At 68.5% G+C, this 16,751-nt stretch carries 25 protein-coding genes; 18 read left to right on the top strand and 7 right to left on the bottom strand.

Translation table 11 applies throughout. The features are described 5' to 3' along the window. Window positions 1–126: 126 nt before the first annotated feature. Together O5K31_RS12445 and O5K31_RS12440 are read right to left on the bottom strand one after the other, a co-directional pair. Window positions 127–855: an alpha/beta fold hydrolase gene (locus O5K31_RS12445; RefSeq protein WP_269713918.1), complete on the bottom strand. Its 729-nt coding sequence runs from the start codon at window positions 853–855 to the stop codon at window positions 127–129. A gap of 170 nt (window positions 856–1,025) precedes the next feature. After that, complete coding sequence (locus O5K31_RS12440; protein WP_269713917.1) at window positions 1,026–2,816, bottom strand: transglycosylase domain-containing protein; 1,791 nt, start codon at window positions 2,814–2,816, stop codon at window positions 1,026–1,028. Window positions 2,817–3,104: 288 nt separating this feature from the next. Between O5K31_RS12440 and O5K31_RS12435 the strand changes: the two genes are divergently transcribed. Together O5K31_RS12435 and O5K31_RS12430 are read left to right on the top strand one after the other, a co-directional pair. After that, window positions 3,105–3,401 carry an autorepressor SdpR family transcription factor gene (locus tag O5K31_RS12435; RefSeq protein WP_269713916.1) on the top strand — a complete coding sequence of 99 codons (297 nt, stop codon included), beginning with the start codon at window positions 3,105–3,107 and terminating at the stop codon, window positions 3,399–3,401. Continuing rightward, window positions 3,398–3,772: an ammonium transporter gene (locus O5K31_RS12430; RefSeq protein WP_269713915.1), complete on the top strand. Its 375-nt coding sequence runs from the start codon at window positions 3,398–3,400 to the stop codon at window positions 3,770–3,772. Before O5K31_RS12435 ends, O5K31_RS12430 begins: the two co-directional genes overlap by 4 nt. Here O5K31_RS12430 and O5K31_RS12425 read toward each other — a convergent pair. From O5K31_RS12425 to O5K31_RS12415, 3 genes are all read right to left on the bottom strand, one after another. Then, window positions 3,769–4,080: an EthD family reductase gene (locus O5K31_RS12425; protein ID WP_269713914.1), complete on the bottom strand. Its 312-nt coding sequence runs from the start codon at window positions 4,078–4,080 to the stop codon at window positions 3,769–3,771. The two genes, O5K31_RS12430 and O5K31_RS12425, sit on opposite strands and share 4 nt — an antisense overlap. A 16-nt stretch (window positions 4,081–4,096) precedes the next feature. Beyond that, window positions 4,097–5,488 (bottom strand): pentapeptide repeat-containing protein, encoded by a 1,392-nt coding sequence (locus O5K31_RS12420; protein ID WP_269713913.1) that lies wholly within the window; start codon window positions 5,486–5,488, stop codon window positions 4,097–4,099. Window positions 5,489–5,592: 104 nt separating this feature from the next. Continuing rightward, on the bottom strand, window positions 5,593–5,886 hold the full coding sequence (locus tag O5K31_RS12415) for a DUF1330 domain-containing protein (protein ID WP_269713912.1): 294 nt from the start codon (window positions 5,884–5,886) through the stop codon (window positions 5,593–5,595). A 259-nt stretch (window positions 5,887–6,145) separates the two neighbouring features. On the opposite strand from O5K31_RS12415, the gene O5K31_RS12410 reads away from it, so the two are divergent. After that, window positions 6,146–6,634 (top strand): YcgN family cysteine cluster protein, encoded by a 489-nt coding sequence (locus tag O5K31_RS12410; protein WP_269713911.1) that lies wholly within the window; start codon window positions 6,146–6,148, stop codon window positions 6,632–6,634. A 177-nt stretch (window positions 6,635–6,811) separates the two neighbouring features. Here O5K31_RS12410 and O5K31_RS12405 read toward each other — a convergent pair whose 3' ends face one another. Next, the gene (locus O5K31_RS12405; protein ID WP_269713910.1) at window positions 6,812–7,054 is read right to left on the bottom strand and encodes a hypothetical protein; all 243 of its coding nucleotides are present in this window, start codon (window positions 7,052–7,054) and stop codon (window positions 6,812–6,814) included. Between the two features lie 92 nt (window positions 7,055–7,146). Here O5K31_RS12405 and O5K31_RS12400 point away from each other — a divergent pair, with 92 nt between their 5' ends. The 7 genes from O5K31_RS12400 to O5K31_RS12370 all read left to right on the top strand — a co-directional run bounded on the left by O5K31_RS12400 (window position 7,147) and on the right by O5K31_RS12370 (window position 12,342). Continuing rightward, complete coding sequence (locus O5K31_RS12400; protein ID WP_269713909.1) at window positions 7,147–8,409, top strand: DNA-packaging protein; 1,263 nt, start codon at window positions 7,147–7,149, stop codon at window positions 8,407–8,409. 227 nt (window positions 8,410–8,636) lie between these two features. Further along, window positions 8,637–9,797: a phage portal protein gene (locus O5K31_RS12395; RefSeq protein WP_269713908.1), complete on the top strand. Its 1,161-nt coding sequence runs from the start codon at window positions 8,637–8,639 to the stop codon at window positions 9,795–9,797. Then, the gene (locus O5K31_RS18370) at window positions 9,790–10,209 is read left to right on the top strand and encodes a hypothetical protein (protein WP_332367260.1); all 420 of its coding nucleotides are present in this window, start codon (window positions 9,790–9,792) and stop codon (window positions 10,207–10,209) included. The genes O5K31_RS12395 and O5K31_RS18370 overlap by 8 nt, the downstream gene beginning before the upstream one ends. Continuing rightward, the gene (locus O5K31_RS12385; protein ID WP_269713907.1) at window positions 10,206–10,628 is read left to right on the top strand and encodes an HK97 family phage prohead protease; all 423 of its coding nucleotides are present in this window, start codon (window positions 10,206–10,208) and stop codon (window positions 10,626–10,628) included. The genes O5K31_RS18370 and O5K31_RS12385 overlap by 4 nt, the downstream gene beginning before the upstream one ends. A gap of 18 nt (window positions 10,629–10,646) precedes the next feature. Next, complete coding sequence (locus O5K31_RS12380) at window positions 10,647–10,874, top strand: ParD-like family protein (RefSeq protein ID WP_442867709.1); 228 nt, start codon at window positions 10,647–10,649, stop codon at window positions 10,872–10,874. After that, a complete protein-coding gene (gene map, locus O5K31_RS12375; protein WP_269713906.1) occupies window positions 10,871–11,638 on the top strand; it encodes a type I methionyl aminopeptidase in 768 nt (255 codons plus the stop codon). The genes O5K31_RS12380 and map overlap by 4 nt, the downstream gene beginning before the upstream one ends. An 8-nt stretch (window positions 11,639–11,646) precedes the next feature. Then, the gene (locus O5K31_RS12370; protein ID WP_269713905.1) at window positions 11,647–12,342 is read left to right on the top strand and encodes an alpha/beta fold hydrolase; all 696 of its coding nucleotides are present in this window, start codon (window positions 11,647–11,649) and stop codon (window positions 12,340–12,342) included. Here the strand turns inward: O5K31_RS12370 and O5K31_RS12365 are convergent. Beyond that, window positions 12,339–12,680: a hypothetical protein gene (locus tag O5K31_RS12365; RefSeq protein ID WP_269713904.1), complete on the bottom strand. Its 342-nt coding sequence runs from the start codon at window positions 12,678–12,680 to the stop codon at window positions 12,339–12,341. The genes O5K31_RS12370 and O5K31_RS12365 overlap by 4 nt on opposite strands. A 160-nt stretch (window positions 12,681–12,840) precedes the next feature. Here O5K31_RS12365 and O5K31_RS12360 point away from each other — a divergent pair, with 160 nt between their 5' ends. The 8 genes from O5K31_RS12360 to O5K31_RS12325 all read left to right on the top strand — a co-directional run bounded on the left by O5K31_RS12360 (window position 12,841) and on the right by O5K31_RS12325 (window position 16,659). After that, window positions 12,841–14,058 carry a phage major capsid protein gene (locus O5K31_RS12360; RefSeq protein ID WP_269713903.1) on the top strand — a complete coding sequence of 406 codons (1,218 nt, stop codon included), beginning with the start codon at window positions 12,841–12,843 and terminating at the stop codon, window positions 14,056–14,058. A 160-nt stretch (window positions 14,059–14,218) separates the two neighbouring features. After that, entirely contained in the window at window positions 14,219–14,488 is a 270-nt protein-coding gene (locus O5K31_RS12355; RefSeq protein ID WP_269713902.1) for a head-tail connector protein, read from the top strand. After that, the gene (locus O5K31_RS12350) at window positions 14,455–14,802 is read left to right on the top strand and encodes a phage head completion protein (protein WP_269713901.1); all 348 of its coding nucleotides are present in this window, start codon (window positions 14,455–14,457) and stop codon (window positions 14,800–14,802) included. The genes O5K31_RS12355 and O5K31_RS12350 overlap by 34 nt, the downstream gene beginning before the upstream one ends. Then, on the top strand, window positions 14,802–15,221 hold the full coding sequence (locus O5K31_RS12345; RefSeq protein WP_269713900.1) for a DUF3168 domain-containing protein: 420 nt from the start codon (window positions 14,802–14,804) through the stop codon (window positions 15,219–15,221). Before O5K31_RS12350 ends, O5K31_RS12345 begins: the two co-directional genes overlap by 1 nt. Window positions 15,222–15,232: 11 nt before the next feature. Continuing rightward, complete coding sequence (locus O5K31_RS12340) at window positions 15,233–15,649, top strand: phage major tail protein, TP901-1 family (RefSeq protein ID WP_269713899.1); 417 nt, start codon at window positions 15,233–15,235, stop codon at window positions 15,647–15,649. A gap of 1 nt (window position 15,650) precedes the next feature. Then, window positions 15,651–15,923: a GTA-gp10 family protein gene (locus O5K31_RS12335; protein ID WP_269713898.1), complete on the top strand. Its 273-nt coding sequence runs from the start codon at window positions 15,651–15,653 to the stop codon at window positions 15,921–15,923. Next, window positions 15,920–16,096 carry a phage tail assembly chaperone gene (locus O5K31_RS12330; protein WP_269713897.1) on the top strand — a complete coding sequence of 59 codons (177 nt, stop codon included), beginning with the start codon at window positions 15,920–15,922 and terminating at the stop codon, window positions 16,094–16,096. The genes O5K31_RS12335 and O5K31_RS12330 overlap by 4 nt, the downstream gene beginning before the upstream one ends. Next, a complete protein-coding gene (locus tag O5K31_RS12325; protein WP_269713896.1) occupies window positions 16,096–16,659 on the top strand; it encodes a phage tail tape measure protein in 564 nt (187 codons plus the stop codon). Before O5K31_RS12330 ends, O5K31_RS12325 begins: the two co-directional genes overlap by 1 nt. The last annotated feature ends 92 nt before the right edge of the window (window positions 16,660–16,751 follow it).

The raw sequence follows: 16,751 nt of genomic DNA, 5'->3' as shown, positions 1-16,751 counted from the left end.
AGCGATCGCGGTCGGCTAAGTTACCGATCGGCCTGCACAACTCCTACACAGGCAGTGAGCCGATCGCTATGTCATTGCTTTTATACCGCTTCCAGCGAACCGCTCATCTCGCGGGGATGAGCGGGATTAGTTGGAACCCTTCAAAAACCCCACCACCCCATCGATCGCCTGAGGCTGGAGGATCGCGCCCAGGTGATCGCCGGGGGTGGACAGGAACGGCAGGCCGTTGGCGGCGGCGAAGGCCTGGCTGGGGTTGTGGTAGGGGTCGTTAACGCCGTCCCACAGCAGGATCGGGAAGCCGCCGTTCAGGACCGCGTCGGCGGCGCCGTCCAGGTCGGCCAGGTTGTCGAAACAGGCGCGGATGGCCGGCTCGATGTCCGGCGTCACCCAGCTGACCAGGGCCGGGGCGACGGCGCGGGAGAAGGCCATGAACACGTCGAAGGTCAGGGTCCCGCCCGGCATGCGCGGCACGCCGTTCACGAGGTCCCAGCCACCGACAGTGAGGGAGGCGAGGCGGCCGGGGTGATGCTTGGCCACGCCCACCGACATCCAGGCGCCCATGGAGTAGCCGATCAGGTGCGCCCGCTCGGCGCCCAGGTCGTCGATCACCGCCACGATGTCGCCGGCCCGCTGCTGCTGCACATAGAGGGCGGGGTCGAGGGGGCGGTCGCTGAGGCCGTGGCCCAGGCTGTCGACGCAGGCGACCTGGAAGCCCGCGGCGGTCAGGGCGTCGACGAAGCCGTTCGTCTTCCAGCTGGCGGCGTCCATGAACAGGCCGTGCTGGAGCACCACCAGCGGGCCAGCGCCGTCGACGGTGTAGTGGATGCGCTGGCCGCGGTGGGTGACGTGGGGCATGGGGGGGTTCCGATCGTTTGGCGGAGAGGTCTATCGCCTCTCCCCACCTGTGGGGAGAGGGTAGGGTGAGGGGCCTTTGGCGGGTCGGCGTCTGGCTTGGTTTGGGGTTGAAGCTCAGCGGCCCCCTCACCCAACCCTCTCCCCCCGAGGGGGAGAGGCGAAGGTCGGAGCTAAAAGTTTCTCGCGGGCAGCCCCGCGTGCGCCCGCACCATCGCCCGCTTCCACAGCAGGGCGGGAACGTCGCCGCCGGTGACGCCGTCCAGGGGGCGGTTGCGGTCATCGCCCATCCACACCCCCGCCGTGAAGTCGGGGGTGAAGCCGACGAACCAGGCGTCGCGGTAGTCCTGGCTGGTGCCGGTCTTGCCGGCGGCGGGGCGGTCCAGACGGGCGCGGAAGCCGGTGCCGTGGTCGATGACGCCGCGCATCATGCCGACCATCTGGCCGGCGAGGTCGGGGGGATAGACGCGCACCTGCGTGGTCTGGTGGCGGAACAGCACCGCCCCGTCGGCGCCGACGATCTCGGACACCGCCCAGGGGCGGGCCTGGAAGCCGGCGCGGGGGAAGACCGAATAGGCGCCGGTCAGCTCCAGCAGGGTGACCTCGTAGCTGCCGAGCGCCACCGACAGGTTCGGCTCGTCAGGCAGGGTCGAGAGGCCAAAGCGCTTGGACAGCTCGGCGATCTGGCGGCCGCCCACGTCCTGGGCCAGCTGGGCGGCGACGGTGTTGAGGGAGCGGGCGAAGGCGTCGGCGATGGTGACCTCGCCCGTGAAGCGCTGGCTGTAGTTCTCAGGGCTCCAGCCGGCGATGTCGATGGGCTCGTCATAGCGCAGGTCGCCGGGGCGCACGCCGTCTTCGAGGGCGGCGGCATAGACGAAGGGCTTGAAGGCCGAGCCGGGCTGGCGTTTGGCCACCGTGGCGCGGTTGAAGGCGGCGGGGGTGTAGGCGCGGCCGCCGACCAGGGCGCGGACGGCGCCGTCCTGGCCCAAGATCACCAGGGCGCCTTGCCGCCGGGCGGGAATTTCGGCGCGCAGGATGGCGGCGGCGTCGGTCTGCAGGGCGGTGTCGAGGGTCAGGCGCACGGTCAGGTCGGCGTCGGGGCGGCCGACCATGCGGCGGGCCTCGGCGGCGGCGAAGTCCAGCGCCCAGCCCAGGTCGCCGTCGTGCGGCTTGCGGGCCAGGACGATGCGCGGCGGGTGGTCGGCGGCGTCCGCGCGCTCGGTCTCGGTGATCCAGCCCTCGCGCCGCATGCGGTCGAGGACGAGGCGCGAGCGCTTGAGCGCCGCCTCCCGCGCCTCGGTCGGCTGGAGACGTGAGGGGGCTTGCGGCAGGGCGGCGAGGAGGGCGGCTTGGCTAAGGGTCAGGTCGGCGGGGGCGCGGCCGAAATAGGTGCGGCTGGCGCCCGATAGGCCATAGGCTTTCTCCCCGAAATAGATGCGGTTCAGGTAGAGGCCGAGGATCTGGTCCTTGGTCCACCGGCGCTCGATCCGGCGGGCGAGGATCGCCTCCTGCACCTTACGCTTGAGGGTCCGAGCGGGGCGGTCGAACTGACCCTTGGCCAGCTGCTGGGTGAGGGTGGAGCCGCCTTCCTCGATCTCGCCGGCCTTCGCATTGACGAAGGCGGCGCGCAGCAGGCCCCGGATATCCACGCCGTGGTGCTCGTAGAAGCGCCGGTCCTCGGCCGCCAGGAAGGCGCGGACCACGTGCGGGGGCAGGGTGGCGGCGTCGATCCGCTCGCCCACGATGGGACCGCGCGTGGCCAAAAGCTCGCCATTGCGGTCCACCAGGCGCAGGGCGGCGGGGCGGCCGTGGACGATCAGCCCCTCGGCGTCGGGGAGTTTCGGCAGATCGCGCAGGAACCAGACCCAGAAGATCAGGACCCCCGCCAGCAGCCCGGCCGCGACGGCGCCGGCGATGAGGGCGAGGACGCGCCGGTCGGCGGCGGCGGCGCGCAGCTCGGCCACCAGCAGGTCGGCGCGGAAGGGAGGCGGGGAAGGGGGGATGGGGCGGGGCTCCGTGCGGCGGGGAGATTATCGGCGCGGACGGTGGTCTGGCTATCCCCGCTTCTTCATCCGTCTTCCTCGCCCTCGTGGCGAGGATCCAGAAACGGCTGAGGTCTGGGGTTCGTGGGGCGGCGCAGCTGTGTTCTTGCGGTGGATGCGGAGTTTCTGGGCCCTAGGCACAAGGCCTAGGGTGACGGGCGTTTTTGACCTCCGCTTGACTCAATTCGATGATTAGCTAATCATCACATCATGAGCCAGGTCTTCAGAGCCCTTTCCGATCCGACCCGCCGGCGGGTGCTGCTGCTGCTCCGGCAGGGGCCGATGAGCGCGGGGGAGCTGAGCGACCAGTTCGACGTCTCCAAACCGACCATGTCGGCGCACTTTTCGGTGCTGAAGGAGGCCGACCTTGTCCACACGGAAAAGGCCGGAAAGTCCGTGATCTATCACCTGAAGCTCTCGGTGCTGGAAGAGGCGCTGCTGGGGTTCGTCCATTCATTCGGCCTGGATGCGCAAGCGCCGGAGCCCAAGGAGGAGACCGCGCGATGAACAAGGAACTGGTGGGCAGTCTGGCCTGGGCGGGAGGCATCCTGGCCGTGGCGTTGGGCGCCAGCCTGGCGCGCAAGCTGGGCTATGTGGACGGCGACACGGTCACGCGGGTGGTGATCGGGCTGAACGGGCTGATGATCGCCTGGTACGGCAACCGGCTGCCCAAGACCTTCGTCCCCAGCGCCGGCGCCCGGCAGGCCCGGCGGGTGGCGGCCTGGTCCCTGGTGCTGAGCGGGCTGGTCTATGCCGGACTGTTCGCCTTCGCCCCCATCCAGGTGGCGGTCGTGGGCGGCTGCGGCGCCATCATCCTGGGGATCGCGGTGACCTTCGGCTATTGCCTGTCGCTGCGAGACCGGGCGAAGGCGGCTTAGCCCGGAACGCTGAACTGAATGATCGGGGCGATGTCGGTGTAGTTGGCGACGTCGGCCGTCACCTCGGCCCCGCGCGGGCCGTTCAGGCTGGCCTGCATGGCCTCGGGGCTCTCGAAGGTCACGTGGACCATGGCCACGAAGGGCGCGGGCGCGCCGTCCGGCCCCGGTTGGCCGTAGAGCACCTGATCCGACACATAGCCGGTCGCCGCGAACGCCTCGCGCACCAGCGGCATGTGGACCGACGCATAGTAGTCCGCATCGAACTTCGCGCCGGGGGTGGCGGGGTAGAGGACGGAGAAGATGATCATTTGGGTGAGCTAAATGTTATCCAGCAACCATCGTAACAATGGCGGCTATGACAACGTCCAGTTTGCCGCTCAAAACCAAGTACGCGCCAAGAAGATTTTTTGGATCAGCCAACGATGTGCCAAGTTGTGTAAAAAATCCTTCCTGAACTTGTGCAAATTTTCTCCCTGACCAATCCATAATGCTTTGGTTTATTGCTGTTAGATCGATTTTTGCTTTCTCAAGAAAGCTGTTTTCGGGAATTTTTCTTTCAATGGAGCCCAGCTCAATAAGCGTAGCTCGTACCGACTGATAATCCTCTTCCGATAATGCTGCTTCCGGAGGAGGATTATTATGGCCGATTAGCGAAGCTTGCCCTTCGGTATTGGGATAAGCGACGACGCCATCGAGTGCAGCAAGTGCGGCTTCTACGGCCACCTTGAGTTGGTTAACCGAAGCTGGCTGAGCGCCTCCGCTGAAATCGCGAGAAGCGTCCAATAGAATTCGATAACGGGCTTTTAGTAGAGTTCCAGATTGCGATTCCGGTGTGATCCTTATGTCTAAGATTTCCACAGCGGCGGCGCGCCCTTGGGTGTTTTCCAGCAAGAGTACTTCGCCGACCTTTGGCGTCCTGGTCCGCGAAGAGAAATCAGCCGTGGAGAAGGCTTCAGCGGTAACCTCCTCGATAGAGCTTACACCCCTCGCTACCGCTATTCCTTTGATGGACGGCGGGTCATTGTAGGCATGGACGGACCTGCTGCCAGCAGAGGTCCATTTCGTTTCAAAGAGCCAGTCTCCCGACCCCAGAAAAACTCTCCCATTATGTGCTCGAAAATCTACTTCAAACGAACCCTGCTCATCTTCGAAATGAGGCGCGGGAACAGGCTCTGGAGTGGCTTGGTGGGGCTTGTCGGCGTCAGTAGTCATGGGGTTGCGAACCAACACACCACGATCAACGTGATAAAATCTGAAAGCGGGTTGGCGCGCTAAAGGGCGGAATATTCTGGCACCATCAAACCGTGTCGTCTCATCTACTTCGCACCCCTCAAGAGTGGTCCCATCGTTGAAGACTGCTTTTGTGAAATCGGCGCCGACAAGGTTGGCACCCGCAAGATTGGTCTTGGAAAAATGCGATCGACTAAAGTTCGCTCCTCGGAAGGATGCGTTCCGAAAATCGACGGAATGAAATACGCTTCCTATCGCTGTAGCTCGGGAAAAATCTCCACCTTGTGCATTCAGGCCTAAGGTGTGAGCTCCTGTAAGTTTTGCATTAGTGAAATTTGCACCGGTGGCTATAGCCCGCTCAAGATGGGCACCGGAAAAATCCCTATTGCTGAGATCTAAACCAGAAAGCTCCGTATTGCGAAAATCACGGCGCGCCATATCAACGTCACCGCGCTTTAGATCTTCCAAATCTTGTTCGTCAGCCATTGCTCTATTCCGCATCTTTCACGCTGCAAGCCTGAGCTTGGCGCGACTAGCGTTGTGTAGCTGTATATGGCGCTACCTTTCTGATTCGCGGAAAGGTGGAGCGCCTAGCTTCTTATCCCCCGCACCAACACCCCCACCGTCTCCGCCCCCGCGTCCCGGTCCTTGCTGATCTCGCGGTACGCCTCGCTGTTCAGGAAGGCGTCGGCGGTCGCTTCGTCGGGGAACTCCATGATGACCAGTTTGTCGAAGGGCCAGTCGCCGGAGAGGCGGCGGGGGGACTCGTCGGCGGCGAGGACTCGGCCGCCGGAGCCGGCGAAGACCTGCGGGAACCTGGCCTGGTAGCGGCGGTAGGCGGGCTCGTCGGTGAAGCGGACCTGGGCGACGACGTAGGCGGGCATGGGCGTTTCCTGCGCTCAGTTATTTTGTGTGTGAACTATATCGCGGGTTGGGCGGGGGTGGATAGGGGTTCGCCTCTCCCCACCCGTGGGGAGAGGGCAGGGTGAGGGGTTCTTGGGCGGGTCGGCGTCCGGCGTGGGTTGGGGTTGACGCTCAGCGGCCCCCTCACCCAACCCTCTCCCCCTGAGGGGGAGAGGCGAAGGGGAGGCCGCGTCACCCCTGCGCGGGACAAATACGGCTCGGTGGGGTATTGCCCCGGCCATGTCGTTGAAGCCTACCACCCGTCCGTTCTGGGAGCATAAGCGCCTGGAGCAGATGACCGTCCCCGAGTGGGAGAGCCTGTGCGACGGGTGCGGGCTGTGCTGTCTGGTGCGGTTCGAGGACGAGGAGACCGAGGAGGTCATCCCCACGCGGGTCCACTGCAAGCTGTTCGATAGCGAGCGCTGCACCTGCAAGGACTATGCGAACCGCAAGGACTACGTGCCCGACTGCATCAAGCTGACGCCGTACAATATCGAGGACCTGCAGTGGATGCCGCCGTCCTGCGCGTACCGGCGGCTGCATGAGGGCAAGACGCTGCCGGCGTGGCATCCGCTGGTCACGGGCGACCCCGAGAGCATCCACAAGGCGGGCGTGTCGGTGCGCGGGCAGACGGTGACCGAGGACGCCCTGGACGACCCCGAGGACGCGCTGGACTTCGCGGCGTGGGACCTGAACCGGGACCGTGGGGATGAGCCTTACGAGGGGTGAGGGGGCGGCGTCGGCGGGCTTCAGCGCTGCCGCGCCACATCCTGAAGCGGTTTCACCCTCATCCCCGGCCCTTCTCCCATCGAGGGAGAAGGGGGCGTATGTGCGCCCGCCTCCGTCGAATATCCCACCCTGAAACCTAGCGAAAACAAGCGCATCGCACTTTGTCGCGGCAAAGGATCAGCGGCGCCCGGTGGTCTCGTATCTTTGTGGCATGAGCAGAGAACCGGGTGGGGCGGCGGCGGTGATGGCGGGCTGGTCCGAGCGGCTGGCGGCCAAGGCGGTCGTGTCGGCGCAGATACTGACCGAATTCGAGCCGAACGACGCCACGGAGCACCGGCGGATGCTGACCGACATCGGTCTGATCGCCCGCAGCATGGCGTCGATCCACCGGCTGGAGGCGCTGGAGCTGAAGGCCGCCAAGCGGGTCTCCCCACAGGAAACGGAAGACGAGATGGATGAGCAGATCGACCCCGTCGCGCTCGAAGCGAAACACCGAGCCATCGATCGAGGTCTTGATCGCATCCGCCGCCGGTATGAGCCCGAGCGAGCGGCGGGAGAAGCTGACCCCGCGCGAGACGGAGCGGCTGGCGGAGGCGTGGGTGACGCGGGCGCACGACCTGCAACTGGAGCCGACGGACGCCTACCGCACCTGGCTGTTCCTGGGCGGACGGGGGGCGGGGAAGACCCGGGCGGGGGCGGAGTGGGCGCTGAGCAAGGTGACGGCGGGCGCCCGCCTGGCGCTGGTCGGGCCCACGCTGCATGACGTGCGCGAGGTGATGATCGAGGGGCCTTCGGGCCTGATGACCATCAGCGGCGAGCGCGGGGTGCGGTGGGAGGCGTCGCGGCGGCGGCTGGTGTGGAACGGCGGGGGCGTGGCCTACGCCTTCTCGGCCGAGGACCCCGACAGCCTGCGCGGGCCGCAGTTCACCCATGCCTGGGCCGATGAATTCTGCGCCTGGAAGAAGCCGGACGAGACCCTGGCCATGCTGCGTTTCGGCCTGCGGCTGGGGACGGCGCCGCAACTGATGATTTCGACGACGCCAAGGCCGATCCCGGCCCTAAAGCGCCTGATGGCCGAGCCGGGAGCGGTGACGTCGCGGGCGCCGACGACGATCAACGCCGACAACCTGTCGCCCGATTTCGTGGCCGACCTGACGGCGTTGTACGGCGGCACGCGGCTGGCGGCGCAGGAGCTGGACGGGCTGATCGTCGAGGACCTGGAAGGGGCGCTGTGGCGGACGGAAGACCTGGCGCGGGCGCGCGGCCTGGCGCCGGCGCGGTTCGAGCGGGTGGTCGTCGGGCTGGACCCGCCGGTCACCGCCACGGGCGACGCCTGCGGGATCGTGGTCTGCGGCCTGTCGGAGGGGCGAGGCTTCGTGCTGGCGGACCGGTCGGTGCGGGGGCTGTCGCCCCTGGGCTGGGCCGCGCGGGCGGCGGGCGCGGCGCGGGAGTTCGACGCCGACCTGATCGTGGCCGAGGCCAACCAGGGCGGCGAGATGGTGCGCTCGACCCTGGAGATCGGCGGGGCGGACCGGCCGGTGAAACTGGTCCACGCCAGCCGCAGCAAGCGGACGCGAGCCGAGCCGGTGGCGGCGCTCTATGAGCAGGGGCGGGTGGTCCATTGCGGCCACTTCGCCGCGCTGGAGGAAGAGATGCTGGCCCTGGGCACGGCGGCGCAGGCGGGGAGCCCGGATCGGGCCGATGCGCTGGTCTGGGCGCTGGGGGAGCTGATGCTGCGACGGCGCGGGGCGGGGCCGCGGGTGCGGGTTCTGTAGCTCCCTTCTCCCTCGATGGGAGAGGGGTCGGGGATGAGGGGGGTGCGTCCTTCGAGACGCCGGCTGAGCCGGCTCCTCAGGATGACGGATTCAGCAGCAAACCCCCTTCGTCATGCTGAGGAGCGCGCAAGCGCGTCTCGAAGCACGCACGGCTGAACCTCAGCGTCACCCTCACCCCTGCCCCTCTCCCATCGAGGGAGAGGGGTTCATTATTGAGGAGTATCCAAATGACCTTCCTGCGACGGCCCTTCGGCCGGCGGCGCGTCACTGCGCCTGAGATCAAGGACAGCCAGGCGCGGCGGCTGATCGCCCTGACCACGGCGGGCAAGCCGCAGTGGACGCCGCGCGACTATGAAGCCCTGGCGCGGGAGGGGTTCGCCAAGAACCCGGTGGCCTATCGCTGTGTGCGGATGATCGCCGAAGCCGCGGCGAGCGTGCCGCTGGCGGTGTTCGCCAAGGGGACCAAGGTCGGGGACGACCATCCCTTGCGCAAGCTGCTGGACCGGCCCAATCCCGAGCAGGGCGGGCCGGACCTGATGGAGGCGTTCTTCGGGGGTCTGCAGATCGCGGGCAACGCCTATCTGGAGGCGGGAGAGGGGGCCAAGGAGCTGTACGCTCTGCGCCCCGACCGGATGACGGTGATCCCGGGGCGGCAGGGCTGGCCCGAGGCGTATGAGTATGCCGCGGGCGGGCGCAAGACGCGGATCGGGCGGGCGGCGGATGGCTGGCTGCCGGTGCTGCATCTGAAGCTGTTCAATCCGGCGGATGACTATTACGGGGCCTCGCCCCTGGAGGCGGCGGCCTTCGCCATCGACGTTCACAACGCGTCGGGAGCCTGGAACAAGGCGCTGCTGGATAATGCGGCGCGGCCGAGCGGGGCGCTGGTCTATGCCGGGCGCGAGGCGGGCGACCGGCTGAGCCAAGAGCAGTTCGACCAGCTCAAGGCCGAGCTGTCGGACGCCCATACCGGGGCCGCGGCGGCGGGGCGGCCGCTGCTGCTGGAGGGCGGGCTGGACTGGAAACCCATGTCGCTGAGCCCGGCGGAGATGGACTTCATCGGCGGCAAGCACGCCGCGGCGCGGGAGATCGCCCTGGCGTTCGGGGTTCCGCCGCAACTGCTGGGGATTCCGGGGGACGCGACCTACGCCAACTATCGCGAGGCCAACGGGGCGTTCTGGCGACAGACGGTGCTGCCCCTGGCGGAGCGCGCGGCGCGGGCCATGACCGGGTGGCTGGAGGCGCGGTTCGAGGGCTGCGTCATCGCCTGCGACCTGGAGAAGATCCCGGCCCTGACCGCCGAGCGCGAGGCGCTGTGGGCGCGGCTGGCGGGCGCGAGCTTCCTCACCGACGAGGAGCGGCGCGAGATGGCGGGGGTGGATCGTGGCTGATCCCGGCGAGAAGAACGTATGGCGGCTTGACCGGCAGGTTTCGGCGGCGCTGATCGTCACCCTGCTGCTGCAGGCGGCGGGGGGATTCATGTGGGCGGGGCGGGCCTCGGCGCGGATCGACGAGCTGAAGCACCGCGTGGACGCCCAGGCCACGGTGGCCGAGCGCCTGGCGCGGCTGGAGGAGCAGGCGGCCCTGACGCGGGAGTCCCTGAACAGGATCGAAGACAAGCTGGAGCGGCGGGCGGAGCGGGGCGGTCAAAGGATCGCCTCTCCCCACGCGTGGGGAGAGGGTGGGGTGAGGGGTCTTGCGGCGGATCGGCCGGCAGGCGGCTTGCGGGCTGAAGCGCCGCTCCCCCTCACCCTTACCCTCTCCCCCGCAGACGGGGGAGAGGCGATGGAGACGCCGCGATGAGCCTGCTGATCGAAGGCTATGCGTCGCTGTTCTGGACGGCGGACCTGAACGACGACGTGGCGGCCAAGGGGGCGTTCGTGCGGTCGCTGGCGCGGACCGGGGCCGAAGGGGTCAAGATGCTGCATCAGCATGACGTGGCCGAGCCGGTGGGTGTGTGGGAGCACATCGCCGAGGACGAACGCGGGCTGTTCGTGCGCGGCCGGGTGCTGGAGACCACGCCGCGCGGGCGGCTGGTCGGCTCGCTGGTGCGGGCCGGGGCGCTGGACGGGCTGTCCATCGGCTTTCGCACCATCAAGGCGAGGAAGGATGAGCGCCTACGGGTGCTGAGCGAGGTGGAGCTGTGGGAGGTGTCGCTGGTGACGTTTCCGATGCTGCCCGGGGCGCGGTTGTCGCTTGCCGGTTCGGGCGCGAACATATAAAACATATACGAAACGTATATGCAGGAGCGCCCGGTGGGGATCGTCAATCTGGAGAATGAGCTGCATGAGCAGCTGCGCCGGGCGAGCAAGGCGTCGTTCCGGTCGATCAACGGCCAGGCGGCGTTCTGGATCAAGATCGGCATGCTGTGCGAGCTGAATCCGGGCCTGACCTTTCAGGAGCTGGTGGCGCGCGAGCTAAAGGAGGCCGGGGTCGAGGCCGTGGACGATGAGGTCGCGGCGGCATGACCAAGACGCCGGCCGAGGTCGAGCTGATGGCGGAGTCGGGGCGGCTGCTCGCCTCGGTTTTCACGCACCTGGACGGGCTGCCGCTGGCGGGGATGAGCACGATGCAGGTCAACGACTTGGTCGAGGCGTTCATTGTCGAGCGGCTGGGCGCGCGGCCGGCCAGCAAGGGGCAGTATGACTATGGCTTCGTGCTGAACAGCTCGCGCAACGCGGTGGTCTGCCACGGCGTGCCGTCGGCGGACGAGATCCTGCGGGACGGCGACATCGTCAATTTCGACATCACCCTGGAGAAGAACGGCTTCATCGCCGACTCCAGCAAGACCTATCTGATCGGCGAGGTGGCGGCGCCGGCGCGGCGGCTGGTGCAGACCACCTATGAGGCCATGTGGAAGGGCATCCGGGCGGTGCGGCCGGGCGCGAGGCTGGGCGATGTGGGCCACGCCATCGAGCGGCACGCCAAGCGGGCGGGCTATTCGGTGGTGCGCGAATACTGCGGCCACGGCATCGGGCGCGAGATGCACGAGGCGCCGCAGGTGCTGCATTTCGGCAAGCCGGGCACGGGCCTGAAGCTGCGCGAGGGGATGGTCTTCACCATCGAGCCGATGCTGAACCAGGGCCGCCGGACGGTGCGCACCGAGGACGACGGCTGGACCGTGGTGACCACGGACAACAAGCTGTCGGCGCAGTTCGAACACACGGTGGCGGTGACCGCAGACGGGGTGCGGGTGCTGACCCTCCGCGCGGATGAGGGGCGCGTAGCCTGATGGCCTCCATGCCCGTCGTCCTTGTGCCCGGCTACATGACCGACGCGGATCTGTGGACCGACGTCCTTCCCGCGCTGGAGCGGGTCGGGCGGGTGAGCCATGCGGACGTGACGCGGGACGATACGGTCGAGGAGATGGCGCGGCGGCTGGTGGCGGATGCGCCGGAGCGGTTCGTGCTGATCGGTTTCTCCATGGGCGGTTATGTGGCCCGCGAGGCGGCGCGGCTGGCGCCCGAGCGCGTGTCGGCCCTGGCGCTGATCGCCACCTCGGCGCGGGGCGACAATCACATACAGGCGGCGCGCCGCGCGGCGGTGGCGGGCCAGATGAAGCCCGAGGCGTTCAAGGGCCTGAGCCACGGGGCGGTGGCCGCTTCTCTGCGGCCAGGCGCGGACGAGGCGCAGGTAGAGCGGGTGCGGGCCATGAGCCGGCGGCTGGGGGCCGAGGTGTTCCGGCGGCAGTCGCTGCTGGTTCGCGAGGACGACCTGGAGCGGCTGGGCGAGATCGCCTGTCCGACCCTGGTGGTGGCGGCGGGGCAGGACCAGCTGCGCACGCTCGATGAGGCGCGGGAGCTGGCGGACGGCATTGCCGGCGCGACCCTGAAGGTCATCGAAGGCTCGGGACACATGATCCCGATGGAGGCGCCGGACGCCCTGTCGGCGGTGCTGAGCGAGTGGTTCGCGGGGCTGGCGGAAATCGCCGGCTAGTTCACGACCTGGATCTGGTCGGGAAAGCGGACCTCGGCGGTGCTGTGCGTGCCGCCGAAGCGTTGCTCGACCTTGATGGTCTTGCCCTTGAGGACGCTGTGGAGCGGCTGGTCGTAGAGGCGGGCCAGCTGTGCGGCCACGGCGGGCTCGATCTTGGCGCTGAGGTTGTCGCTTCTGCGGAAGTCGGCCTGAGAGTTCAGCCAGACCGCGTTGGGGCCGGACTCGACCGAGACCACCTTGAAAGTGATGCTGCGGACCGAGGCCTTTTCGGCCGCGGTCGCGGCGCCGAGGGTCACGAGCGGAAGAACGAACGCGGCGAACAGGGCGGCGGCGCGCATGGCGGGCTCCATCGGAAGTTGATGACCTGAATTGGCGCACGGATCGCGGGCTCTGTCCAGCGTGCGGCGGCGCTTAAGGCCTTGCGGGACAGGGCTTTGAAAGATCGGCCGAGATTTCGGCTGAGCCTCCCCTTGGAGGGGAGAAACCAAGGAGAACCGGATGAAAGAGACCAAGACCGCGGCGGCGGACCCCGCCGCGCGTGCGGCGCTGCATGAGGTGATGGCGGCGTTCGAGGCTTACAAGGCGGCCAATGACGAGCGGCTGGACGGGCTGGAGAGCCGGCGCGGCGATGTGCTGCTGGAGGAGAAGGTGGCGCGCATCGACGCGGGCCTGAACGCGGCGCAGGACCGGGTGGACCGGGCCCTGGCCGCCGGGCGTCGGCCGATGCTGGAGGGCGGGCGAAGCGCGGAGCCGGACGAGCGCAAGGCGGCGTTCGACCGATATCTGAAAACGGGCGCCGATTTTGGGCTGGAGGCCAAGGGCCTGTCGGAGGGCACGCCCAGCGCTGGCGGTCATGTGGCGCCTGCGCAATTGGAGCGGGCGATCCTTCGTCGCCTTCAGACCACCAGCCCCATGCGCGAGATCGCCCAGGTGCGGACCATCGGCGGCGGGGTGTTCCGCAAGCCGGTCTCGACCGTTGGCGCGGTCGCCGCGTGGGTGGGTGAGACGGCGGCGCGGCCGGAGACCACGGCCCCGACCCTGGACGTGATCGATTTCCCGGCGGCCGATCTGTACGCCTGTCCAGCGGCCACCCAGGCGCTGCTGGACGACGCCTATGTGGACATCGACGAATGGCTGGCCGAGGAGGTGCAGGACGCCTTCGCCGCGCAGGAGACCACGGCCTTCATCACCGGCGACGGGGTGAACAAGCCCAAGGGCCTGCTGTCCTATACCGCCGCGGCGGACGGGTCGGCGACCTGGGGGCAGATGGGCTATCTGGCCACGGGCGTGGCGGGCGGTTTCCCGGCGGCGAACCCGACGGACAAGCTGATCGACCTGATCTATTGCCCCAAGGTGCAGTACCGCCAGAAGGGCCGCTTCGTGATGAACCGGCGCACGGTGTCGGCGGTGCGCAAGTTCAAGGACGCGGACGGCAATTACATCTGGAATGCTTCCCTGGAGCCAGGGAAAGCCCCGACTCTGCTGGGCTATCCGGTGACCGAGATCGAGGCGATGCCGGACGTGGCGGCCAACAGCCTGGCGATCGCGTTCGGGGATTTCGAGCGCGGCTATCTGATCGTCGACCGGGCCGGGGTGAAGGTGCTGCGCGACCCATACAGCGCCAAGCCGCACGTGCTGTTCTACACCACCAAGCGCGTGGGCGGCGGGATGCAGAACTTCGACGCCGTGAAGCTGCTGAAGTTTTCGGTGAGCTGACGACTTCGCCTCTCCCCACAGGTGGGGAGAGGGTTGGGTGAGGGGCCTGCTGAGGGTCGATCGGCCCAAGCGAACGCAGGCTGAAACGCCGTAGCCCCCTCACCCTTACCCTCTCCCCCGAGGGGGAGAGGCGACCCCTTTTAATCAGAGAGATTTCAACATGACCCAACCCGTCTCGGTGGCCGAGGCGAGGGCGTTTTTGCGCGTCACGGATGACGCGGAGGACGGCCTGATCGGGCTGATGATCGAGGCCGCCGCGCAGAGGATCGCGGCGGTGGTGAGCGTGGCGGTGGACGCCGATGCGCCGGCGGCCGTGCGGCTGGCGGTGATGCGGCTGGTCGCCCACGCCTATGAGCAGCGCGAAAGCGGCGAGCCGCCCATGGGGCTGGTGGAGGCGTGGATCGCGCCGTGGCGGGCGGTGCGGCTTTGAGCATCGCGGCCTTTCGCAAGCTGGGGCGGCTGCAGGCGCCCAGCGTGACCCAGACGCCGTTCGGGGGCGCGGTGACGACCTGGAGCGAGGTCGCAAGCGTGTGGCTGGACCTGACCATCCCGAGGACAAGAAGCGGCGGCGGGCCGGCGGAGACGCCGGTGACGACCGACGTACGCGAGGCGGTGTGCCGCGATCACGCCGATGCGGCCCAAGGCCAGCGGCTGGTGGTGGACGGGGACAGGTGGCGGGTCGTCCGCCTGGTCCGGGACGCGCCGAAGATGGGGCTGATGACGCTGCATCTGGAGAAGGACTGATGGACGCTGAACGGGCCCTGCAAGGGGCGCTGATCACCCTGTTGCGCGAGGCGCCGGGGCTGCAGCCGCTGCTGGGAGATCCGGTGCGGGTGTTCGACGCGACGCCGGAGAAGCCGACCTATCCGTATCTGGCTCTTGGGCGGTCGCAGGTGCGGGCTCTTCCCGAATATGGGGGCGGCGTGGACGACGGGCTGGAGCATTCGCTGACCCTGACCTGCGTGTCGCGCTTCGACGGGACGGAAGAGGCCAAGGCGATCACGGCGGCCCTGCGGGCGGTGCTGCACGGGGCGTCGCCGGCCATGGAGGGATGGCGGGTGGTCAACCTGACCACGACCTTCGCCGACGTGTTCCGGGCGGCCGACCGACGCAGCGTGTTCGGGGTGCTGCGGGTGCGGGTGGTGACTGAGGCTGCGGAATAGAGGAGACGCCGATGGGCGCGCAGAAGGGCAGGGATCTCCTGCTGAAGATCGGCGATGGCGGGTCGCCGGAGCGTTTCGAGACGGTGGCGGGCCTGAGGGCGCGGACCATCTCGCTGAACGCCAGGAGCGTGGACGTCACCGACGGCGACAGCGTCGGCGGGTGGCGTGAGCTGCTGGCCGGTGCGGGGGCCAAGTCTGCGGCGGTGTCGGGCGCGGGCGTGTTCCGCGACGCGGCGGCGGACGCGATGATCCGCCAGGCCTTCTTTGATCAGGCGGGGCGGACGTGGCGGCTGGTGATCCCGGACTTCGGGACGCTGGAAGGGCCGTTCCTGGTGGCGGCGCTTGAGTACGCCGGGCAGCACGAGGGCGAGGCGACCTATGCGATCAGCCTGGCCTCGGCGGGGGCGGTGAGCTTTGCGGGGATCTGAGGTGAACGGGGCGCGGGGTGAGGTGTCGGTCGTGCTGGCGGGCGAGCCGAGGCGGCTGTGCCTGACCCTGGGCGCGCTGGCGGAGATGGAGACGGCGCTGGGAGTGGCGGGCGCGGCCATGGGCGAGCGGCTGGGGCGGTTGTCGGCGTCGGACCTGGCGGTGGTGCTGGCGGCGCTGTTGCGCGGCGGCGGCGAGGACGCGGCGGTGGCCGAGAAGGCCGGACCGGCGGAGGCGGCGGAAGCCGTGGCGGCGGCGTTCGAGGCGGCGGCGTGACGGACTGGCCGGGGATGCTGCGGGTCGCGATCACGATGGGGATCGCGCCGGCGGCGTTCTGGCGGCTGTCCCTGGCTGAATGGCGGGCCCTGACCGGAGGCGGCGGGGGCGAGCCGATGACGCGCGGCGGGCTGGAGGCCTTGCTGGCGCGGTTTCCTGACGAGGTGCGGTGATGACGATTGGCCCCATCAAGGGCGATTGCGGATGCGGCGGGGGTGATGTCTTCGACGAAGGCAAGGGCCCCGGTGGCTGTCTTCCTCAACCCGGCGATCTGGACGAGATCGGCAAGGAGGGCGAGGAGGCCGGCAAGCGGGTGCAGACCGCCTTCGAGAAGGCGGCGGAGGCCATGGGCAAGTCCCTGAGCCGGGCGGCGCGGGACGGCAAGATCAGCATGGGCGAGCTGGCCCAGGCGGTGATCGGCGCGGTGGGCGCGGCCTATGGCGACAAGCTGGGCGGCCTTGGCAAGACGATCCTGGGGACGCTAGGCGGACTGTTCAGCGGGGCGCGGGCGGACGGCGGACCGGTGGTGGGCGGCGGGGCCTATCTGGTCGGCGAGCGTGGGCCGGAGGTGTTCCGCCCGCACGGCGCGGGGACCGTGGAGCCCCTGGGCGCCGGCGGCGGGATGACCGTCAATGTGATGGTGCAGGGCGGCGGGGCCGAGGGCCTCGTCCGCTCGGAAGCGCAGATCGCCCAGGCCCTGGCGCGGGCGGTGAGTTTGGGCGCGCGAAGAGCTTAGTGCGTGCTTCGAGACGCGGCCCGGGGCCGCTCCTCAGCATGACGGATTCAGTGAGCAATCACTCTCGTCATCCTGAGGAGGCCGAAGGCCGT

It is taken from the genome of Caulobacter sp. NIBR2454 (assembly GCF_027474405.1).
Lineage (GTDB): Bacteria > Pseudomonadota > Alphaproteobacteria > Caulobacterales > Caulobacteraceae > Caulobacter.
The sequence above is the reverse complement of the archived record's forward strand: the minus strand, read 5'-3'. Positions and strand labels throughout refer to the sequence as shown.

What these genes read in the sequence shown, in the direction of transcription:
- O5K31_RS12445 (WP_269713918.1), bottom strand. Translation starts at nt 855, where the DNA reads ATGCCCCACGTCACCCACCGCGGCCAGCGCATCCACTACACCGTCGAC.
- O5K31_RS12435 (WP_269713916.1), top strand. Translation starts at nt 3,105, where the DNA reads ATGAGCCAGGTCTTCAGAGCCCTTTCCGATCCGACCCGCCGGCGGGTG.
- O5K31_RS12430 (WP_269713915.1), top strand. Translation starts at nt 3,398, where the DNA reads ATGAACAAGGAACTGGTGGGCAGTCTGGCCTGGGCGGGAGGCATCCTG.
- O5K31_RS12425 (WP_269713914.1), bottom strand. Translation starts at nt 4,080, where the DNA reads ATGATCATCTTCTCCGTCCTCTACCCCGCCACCCCCGGCGCGAAGTTC.
- O5K31_RS12420 (WP_269713913.1), bottom strand. Translation starts at nt 5,488, where the DNA reads ATGGCTGACGAACAAGATTTGGAAGATCTAAAGCGCGGTGACGTTGAT.
- O5K31_RS12415 (WP_269713912.1), bottom strand. Translation starts at nt 5,886, where the DNA reads ATGCCCGCCTACGTCGTCGCCCAGGTCCGCTTCACCGACGAGCCCGCC.
- O5K31_RS12410 (WP_269713911.1), top strand. Translation starts at nt 6,146, where the DNA reads ATGTCGTTGAAGCCTACCACCCGTCCGTTCTGGGAGCATAAGCGCCTG.
- O5K31_RS12395 (WP_269713908.1), top strand. Translation starts at nt 8,637, where the DNA reads ATGACCTTCCTGCGACGGCCCTTCGGCCGGCGGCGCGTCACTGCGCCT.
- O5K31_RS12385 (WP_269713907.1), top strand. Translation starts at nt 10,206, where the DNA reads ATGAGCCTGCTGATCGAAGGCTATGCGTCGCTGTTCTGGACGGCGGAC.
- O5K31_RS12380 (WP_442867709.1), top strand. Translation starts at nt 10,647, where the DNA reads ATGCAGGAGCGCCCGGTGGGGATCGTCAATCTGGAGAATGAGCTGCAT.
- map (WP_269713906.1), top strand. Translation starts at nt 10,871, where the DNA reads ATGACCAAGACGCCGGCCGAGGTCGAGCTGATGGCGGAGTCGGGGCGG.
- O5K31_RS12370 (WP_269713905.1), top strand. Translation starts at nt 11,647, where the DNA reads ATGCCCGTCGTCCTTGTGCCCGGCTACATGACCGACGCGGATCTGTGG.
- O5K31_RS12365 (WP_269713904.1), bottom strand. Translation starts at nt 12,680, where the DNA reads ATGCGCGCCGCCGCCCTGTTCGCCGCGTTCGTTCTTCCGCTCGTGACC.
- O5K31_RS12360 (WP_269713903.1), top strand. Translation starts at nt 12,841, where the DNA reads ATGAAAGAGACCAAGACCGCGGCGGCGGACCCCGCCGCGCGTGCGGCG.
- O5K31_RS12355 (WP_269713902.1), top strand. Translation starts at nt 14,219, where the DNA reads ATGACCCAACCCGTCTCGGTGGCCGAGGCGAGGGCGTTTTTGCGCGTC.
- O5K31_RS12345 (WP_269713900.1), top strand. Translation starts at nt 14,802, where the DNA reads ATGGACGCTGAACGGGCCCTGCAAGGGGCGCTGATCACCCTGTTGCGC.
- O5K31_RS12340 (WP_269713899.1), top strand. Translation starts at nt 15,233, where the DNA reads ATGGGCGCGCAGAAGGGCAGGGATCTCCTGCTGAAGATCGGCGATGGC.
- O5K31_RS12325 (WP_269713896.1), top strand. Translation starts at nt 16,096, where the DNA reads ATGACGATTGGCCCCATCAAGGGCGATTGCGGATGCGGCGGGGGTGAT.